Source organism: Succinimonas sp. (genome assembly GCF_045225735.1).
Taxonomy (GTDB): Bacteria; Pseudomonadota; Gammaproteobacteria; order Enterobacterales; family Succinivibrionaceae; genus Succinimonas.
In genome coordinates, this window is the sequence record NZ_JBGVBR010000019.1 from 1 (window position 1) to 6143 (window position 6143).

Annotated in this window: 5 protein-coding genes and 1 pseudogene; 5 read left to right on the forward strand and 1 reads right to left on the reverse strand. The window is 50.3% G+C overall.

Translation table 11 applies throughout. The features are described from left to right. From ACJROR_RS00500 to ACJROR_RS00520, 5 genes and pseudogenes are all read left to right on the forward strand, one after another. A partial coding sequence (locus ACJROR_RS00500; protein ID WP_406545387.1) for a hypothetical protein occupies window positions 1-851 on the forward strand: 851 nt, incomplete at its 5' end. 447 nt (window positions 852-1298) lie between these two features. After that, window positions 1299-1883, forward strand: a complete 585-nt coding sequence (locus ACJROR_RS00505; protein WP_406545388.1) for a type II secretion system protein — start codon at window positions 1299-1301, stop codon at window positions 1881-1883. Window positions 1884-1953: 70 nt separating this feature from the next. Next, entirely contained in the window at window positions 1954-2532 is a 579-nt protein-coding gene (locus ACJROR_RS00510) for a type II secretion system protein (protein WP_406545389.1), read from the forward strand. A gap of 239 nt (window positions 2533-2771) precedes the next feature. Further along, a complete protein-coding gene (locus ACJROR_RS00515) occupies window positions 2772-3674 on the forward strand; it encodes a hypothetical protein (RefSeq protein ID WP_406545390.1) in 903 nt (300 codons plus the stop codon). A 1406-nt stretch (window positions 3675-5080) separates the two neighbouring features. Further along, a pseudogene (locus ACJROR_RS00520) lies at window positions 5081-5890 on the forward strand (methyl-accepting chemotaxis protein); the annotation flags it as partial. 148 nt (window positions 5891-6038) lie between these two features. Here ACJROR_RS00520 and ACJROR_RS00525 read toward each other — a convergent pair. Next, window positions 6039-6119, reverse strand: coding sequence for a hypothetical protein (locus ACJROR_RS00525; protein ID WP_406545391.1), 81 nt, complete (start codon window positions 6117-6119; stop codon window positions 6039-6041). Window positions 6120-6143 lie beyond the last annotated feature (24 nt).

Sequence of the window (6143 nt, forward strand, 5' to 3'; positions counted from 1 at the left end):
ATCTGGAGCTTCCGGAGGTGTCTTGCGGCAAAGGGGATGAAGACATTAAGAGAGACAGGGATAAAGACAGTAATGAAGACAGTGATGAAGAAGACATATTCGAGATTGAACCGGAGTCAGCTTCCGGAGAAGGCCGACGTCTCGCGAAGTTCCTTAAGCAGCAGGCATATCCGGAGATAGCGGGCCTGTCTTCCCGGGAGCTTTTCCGGGAACTCAGGGGACATAAGGCAGATGTCTTTCCTGGGATCTTTATCGCCAGCGCGCAAACTCCCCGGCTCCGGCAGCTTTACGAAGCCTTCGGCATAGCCCCGCCGTTCCATGCCCGGCGTTCCGGAAAAGAAATCACTCCCTGCGATGCAGAGGATATCCCTCTCAAAGACCGGGTAAGCAGGAACCTGATTTTTGCCCGGAAGTGTTTCATTGCCAGCTCGGAGGGTCAGGTTCGGATAAAAGCCATAATTGAAGAGAAGGTTCGGGAGCAGGAAGATCAGAGAGGAAAGCCCAAGAAAGCTCCTGCTGCCGCTGACTTGCCGGAATCCTCGGGTGTTCCGGCTAATCCCCCGGAAGATCCGCCGCAGCCCAAGAGAAAGGGCGGCGGACGCCCCAAGGGCGCAAAAAATAAGAAAACTCTGGAACGGGAGCAACGGAGCCGGGACGGTCTCGAAGCTCCGCCTGTCGTGCGGCATACCATAGGGCGGCCCCCGGGAGCAAAGAACAAGGCCACTCTGGAACGGGAAAGAAAAATTGCCAGCGGCGAAATCATCCTGCCGCCCAAACGGGAACCCGGAAGGCCCAAAGGCTCCAAAGATACCAGCCCCCGCAAGCGGCGGAATGCGGCAAAAGAGCCATGAGAGGCCTGAACGGGATTTAAGGGTGCAAGCAATCTGTGCTGCCTGAGAAAATAAACGCCCCTGATTTGCCGGATGAACCTTAGTTTCCGGCAGCGAACAGCCCTGTTTTCAGGGGCGGAAATCAGGTCTTAAACCGCTCATTTCCCAAGCTGAGTCCCCTCTTGCCGATGCCGTAATTACGACGGGGGTAACGTTTTCAGGGGGTGAAAATCCTAAAAGTTTGAAGTGCTTAAAAGTTTGGGAAATATCGTTTAAAGTCACCGGCGCTTTAACCGCTATCATTGATGCTAGGTAATAGAACCCAGTATATTTGGAGATGCTGTTGCATTCGTGCGTTGCGCGGGTTTTTATGCTGCATTAACTTTCTCAAAAGCACTGGAGTTTGCTTTTTAATCTGAGGTTCCTTAACTGCCCGGGGCTCAGAATGTTTACAGGAGTAAGAATTTTATGAAAGCTAATCAGGGTTTTACTTTAATCGAACTTGTGGTGGTCATTGTAATTCTGGGCATTCTCGCAGCCACAGCCGCTCCCAAGTTTATGGATCTGCAGAAGGATGCCAGAGTTTCTGCGATTCAGGGCCTTCAGGGCGCTGTTAAGAGCGCTGTCAACATGGGGCATGCCAAGTCCATTCTTAACGGTTCTGATAAGATGAAGTACGCTATCGGAAGCAAAGACAATACAACGGCCGCTAATTGCGGCACCGGCGATGATTTAAAGATTCAGGATGACATGGCTAAGATCTGCACCATTTACGGTTATCCGGCAGCATCCGTGAACGGTATTATGTCACTGTTGCAGCAGTCTTTTGTAAGCTCAGATCCCAGAGCTTTTGATGCAGCTAATGCGGCCTGCGATGCCTCTGAAGACTGGTGTGTGTACAAAGTCACCGATAATCTCAAGCTTGCCTTTGCTCCTAAGAGTTCCGCCGGCTATACCGGCGCTGAGAGCACCAGCTGCGCCATGGAGTATACGGTGACCATTAGCGGCGACAAGGCCACTGTGAAGACTACTGTTCTTAAGGGCGGCTGCTGATAACAGCGGCTGAGCCTCGGTTATTAAGTTGTAACGTTGTTTTCAGAACGTTTGCAGGAGAAAGAATTTTATGAAAGCTAATCAGGGTTTTACTTTAATTGAGCTTGTAGTGGTCATTGTGATTCTGGGCATTCTCGCCGCCACTGCCGCTCCCAAGTTTATGGATCTCCAGAAGGATGCCAGAGTTTCCGCGATTCAGGGCCTTCAGGGCGCTATCAAGAGCGCTGTTAACATGGGGCATGCCAAGTCCATTCTTAATGGTTCTGACAAGATGAAGTACGCTCTTGGAAGTACTTCACAGACAGATTCTGCAGCGTGCGGTTCCCCTACTCAGACTGAAGATGACATGACAAAGGTCTGCACCATTTACGGTTATCCGGCAGCATCCCTGAACGGCATTATGTCGCTGTTGCAGCAGTCTTTCAGCAATACTGCTACTACGACAGTCGCTTGTGATTCCTCTGAGGACTGGTGCTGGTACAAAGTTACCGATAACACCAAGATTGCTTTTGCGCCTAAGAGTTCTGCCGGCTTTGCTGGAGATGATACTGATGAGCATAAAAAGCAAAGCTGCGCCATGGTATACGAGGTAGATATCAGCGGCACCAAGGCCACGGTGAAGACCACTGTTCTTAAAGACGGCTGCTGACAGGAGCGGCTTAGCCGCAGTTACATAGCATTACAGGAAGGCTGGTATGTACCGGCCTTTTTTTGTGAAAAAGATCACTAAAACATGCTTTTGAAAACGTTTTGTTCAAACAGAAATTATCTTATTCTTTAGAATTATGAAACAGGCATCTTTGGCAGGATTTGGTGACGGACGGATGGTGATAATTAGCCCCCTGCATACAGCGAGATGCGCCGCTTAAAATATTGAGAGATATTGAAATGACAAAGAATACCCTTACCAGCAAATACTCCGGATTTGGCAGAAGCCTTCTGGGCAGTATCGTGCTCGGCGCTGCACTGAGCATGTCCATAGCCGGGCAGTCCTGGGCCGATGATAAGGAACTTACCCAGGCAGACATTCCGGCTCTGAAGAGCGCTTACTATCTGGCGGATCTGGAATCAGATCTCCATCGTTATGAAACCTCCATGCTGATAATTACCAATGTCACCAACAGGGATGACTTTCTGGTAAACCGCGATGAGCTCTGGGCCAGCCGCGAAGAGCTGAGCTATGCCATTAACAGTCTGGTTAACAATCCTTATGCGCCGGAAGCCGGCAATATCAAGGAGATCACCGATACCCTTTCCGAGCTGCTCATCAAGTGCGAAGAATATGCCAATATGCAGAATGAGCTTATCGCCCGCAAGCTCAAGATCGATGATCAGGTAGCCGATCTCAAGTCCATCTTCAACGATATCAATCATGCCCAGAACCTTATTGCGCACCGGCATCTTACCCCGGAGCAGCTGGAAACCTTCAACAAGGTGAAGGATGCGGCTTCCATGCTGGAAACCATGATGAAGTCCTATTTTGAATCCAGCTTCAGCAGCAATGACATGCAGGTTTTCACGCAGCAGATGCAGAACAGCTACAATGCCTTTGAAACTCTGGTGGATAGCGCTCTTCCGGCCTTCCCGGAATATGACGCCTCCTCCAAGAAGCTCAAGAAGTACTATGACAACATGTTTAAGGAGCGTGGCCCCGGCACCATGTACTTCAATTATCTGCAGCAGAAGGACGGCCAGACTCAGGTGGAGGTGTACTTCTTCAAGACCGTGCACGACATTTACAAGAAGATCAATAAGATCTCGGCTCGCTACAAGGCCAGTCTGCGTCTGTAATCCCCGCGGGCGGGCATAAAATGCCTGAGATCGGCGGCGTCGTTTTATGCCGGTCTTCACAAAATTAACTTTTCAGGGCAGCGTTATTCTGATATTTGATGACGTTGCCTTTATTTTTTGCGGAAATGATCTAAAAATGTACGAACGGGGTTGAGATTGAACAGCCCCGCGCGCAATGTACTATAAAAATAAAAGGTATTGCTCTGTAGCAGTTAAGACCCTTTCCGGAGCTGAGGATGCAGAACCGGGCTGCGTCATACGCCGGAAGCTGTCGGGTCTTCATTTGAAGAAATATCCTTATGAGTGTTATTAATCTGTTAAAAGCCGTTAAAGAGAAGCTTCGCCGCATAGATTACAAGGAAGTCCTTACCCTGGGACTGTGGTCTTACGTCGGAAAGTCAGTTCTTCATAGTGTTTACATCGGTTTTGGCATATTAATCCTTTTTCTGGTGGGACTGGCCATGCTGAGTATTTCCAGCGGACGGTCAGTGTTTTCATCCATCGAATACATCACTGACGACGTGCAGCCGATTCTCAATCAGGCAAACGAAATAGAAATCAACATGCTCCTGACCAACCGGGATCTGGTAACCCTGCTGAACGAAAAGGATTTCTCCCGGATTGAGCAGGACGTGGCCAGTCTCGCCAAAAGCCGGAAGATGTTTATCACCTCTCTGGAGACCTTTACTGAAACCGCCCAGAACTTTGACGGGGTAATGGATCATGTGACCACCCTGTCATCCCTCGCTAAGAATTATCTTGACGCCACCGAGAAGATGCCGCAGCAGGTGGAGTCTCTCATGAAGCTCAAAAAGGCCTCCAACAAAAACAAGGGCGAGTACCGCACCTGGCTGACTCTCTTTCATTCCGAGGAACAGGCCCTCAAGGCGGCCATTTTTGATGACTATGTGGCAGAGCAGTTCATGAACATGACCTCCGCTCAGAGCCCGGTGGAAGCCAAGGCCGATGAAATTCTCTCCAAGGAGAACCTTAAGGAGATCAAGGCCGGTTTGGAATTTGTCGCCAAAAGATACGAATTTTTTGAAGAACTGGTGAACATTCTCCGGGTGGAAATGCCCGAGGTGGACAACAATATGGGACAGTACTTCAGAAACTTCAAGTTCAATATGACTGATCCCAAGGGACTTTTGCATGAGCATGCCAGGCTTATCGAGGTGCAGACCGCTCTCGATGAGTCCGCAAGACAGTCGGCGGAGTCCATTGATCTCATCAAGAATGAGATTCTGTCTATTCAGAATGCCGCCGTGGAAATGATGACCAACTCCACCAACGTTTCCAAGGACACCTACCTTTCAGCCAGAGGCACCATGCTTATCGCTCTTTTGGGCGCGGTGCTGCTTTCCGGTCTTATTCTCATTACCCTGAGTCTCAGCATCAGAAGACCCATGAGACTTATAGTGAGCGGCCTCAGCGATATCAGCAAGGGCCATATGGAAAAGGATCTCAAGGTATCTGAAAAGAACGAATTCGGCGAAATTGCCGTTTACCTTAACAACCTTACCGCGCACGTGGGCGGGGTGCTTCAGGAGATTTCCGAGGCCTCCAGCAATCTGAAGAAGGCTTCGCAGGGCAATCTGCAGGCCTCTGATTCCGCTCATAAATCCATCGATGCCCAGCGCAAGGAAACTCTGGCCGTATCCAGTTCCATCGAAGAAATGCTGAAGGCTCTGCAGGCGGTTTCCGTGGCCACGGAGCAGACCCTGAACGAGGTGCGCAATGCCAAGGATCTTACCAGCGATTCCAAGAAAATCATGTCCGAAACCATTGAAACAACGGAACGTCTGGAGGATCGGCTTAACGATACCGCCAAGGTAATTTCCGATATCAACAGCATGGGCGAGGAGATCAACAAGATCGTCAATATTATCAGCGGCGTGGCCGAGCAGACCAATTTGCTGGCTCTTAACGCCGCCATTGAAGCGGCCCGCGCCGGAGAGTACGGCCGGGGTTTTGCCGTGGTTGCCGATGAAGTGCGGCACCTGGCTCAGGCTACTGCCAGCAGCACCAAGGACATCCGGAGCATGATCGATGATCTGCACGCTCTGGTGGCCAAGGCGGTGGATCATGCCAATCTGTGCGTTGACGAAATGGGTCTCACCAGAAAGAATTCCTCCCGGGCCAATGTGGCCATTGATGAAATCAGAAACACCATCACTAAGATCGCCAGCATGAGCGGCACCATTGCCGATGCCACCAAGGAGCAGACCAAGGCCTCCAATCTGGTGGCTGACAAAATCAAGAAGATCAATGAAATCTCCAATTATAACCAGATCCAGTTTGACGGCGTGGCAGAAAGCAGCACGGCGGTCATTGAGATCAGAAATCGCTTCATGGCATTACTCCTCATGAAAAGTAATCGAACATATCGCCTGAAAGTTTTGAATCGCGCAGTTTCCGCAGCGCCCGGATTTCCAGCTGCCGCACCCGTTCGCGTGTCAGACCGAAAAG